Below are 1,174 nucleotides of genomic sequence, written 5' to 3' on the forward strand. Positions count from 1 at the left end.
TAGGCGGCCATCTTCCGTATACCGGTAGAGCTTCGTCCAGTTCTTATCGAGGTACGACATTGCTTTGCCAAGTGTGCTCTTGGGTAGTATTTTCGGTAGGTTTTTATCGAGCCACCCGCGCAGCTTGTCCAGTACGGGCAGGCTTTTCGCCTGGCGGATCTGATAGCGCTCTTCCGCAGTACACGTTTTAGCTTGCCGCTCGATGCCATAGAGGTGGCCGATGTAATTCAATGCAATATCGGCTTTACTGGGCGATTTCGATTTGCTTTTGCTCTTTTTATCTTTGCCGCCGGTAACCTTTTGTGCCTCGATAAATTTCCGCCGCGCGTGGGCCCAGCAACCGATGTGCGTGATGGTGTTTTCACTACCCACGGCGTGGTAACCGGCATAGTCGTCGGTCTGTAGATAGCCGGTGTAGCCGGACAATAGGCGGCCGGCCACGTCGCCACTGCGGCTGGCGTGGTAGTCGTAGAGTACGACTTGCTCATCCGGGAGGCCGCCGAGGCGTACCCACATATAGGATTTGCTCTCCGGTGGCTTGTCGGGCTCCTTGAGTACCTGCACTGGTGTTTCATCGCACTGAATGATGGGACCTGATCGTAATCGGTCTTCCATCAGGTTCAGCAGTGGCTGTACCAGCTCACCGCAGCGGATAATCCAGTTGGCCAGAGTGTTACGTGGGAGATCTACGCCATATCGGGCGAAGATCTTTTCCTGTCGGGCCAGCGGCAGTGCATCTTGGTATTTGGCAACGGTGACCTGGGCCAGCAGGCCGGGACTGGCATTGCTTTTCGGGATGGGCTGGGCCGGTAGTGGCGCCGTTTTGACATTGGACTCGCAGGTCTTGCAGCCGTACTTCTTGCGTACGTGCTGGATGACCTGGATTTTGGCCGGGATGATGTCGAGTTGTTCGCTGATCTCTTCGCCAATAGCCTGGAGCTGGCAGCCGCAAGTACAGCTCTTTTGCTCCTCCGGCAGATCGTGCTCACGGCGGACACGTGGAAGTTCCGCCGGCAAGGCGCGGCGACCGGAGGTCTTTCTCGACTGAGGTTTTGTGGCGTTTTCAGAAGGGGGTTCTGCGGCAAGATCCGGCGCAGGCGTTTCCGATTCGACTTCAGCCTCATCAAAGAAGCCGTACTGATCCGGGGACTGTTCACTGCTGCGGGCAAAGTGC

General features: G+C 56.7%; 1 protein-coding gene. It reads right to left on the reverse strand.

All coding sequences use genetic code 11. The annotated features are described in order from the left end of the window. Positions 1–1,174 (reverse strand): IS66 family transposase (locus AU11_RS17565; protein ID WP_043321088.1); only part of this gene is annotated, 1,174 nt, incomplete at both ends.

Source organism: Microbulbifer sp. HZ11, assembly GCF_000708675.1.
Lineage (GTDB): Bacteria > Pseudomonadota > Gammaproteobacteria > Pseudomonadales > Cellvibrionaceae > Microbulbifer.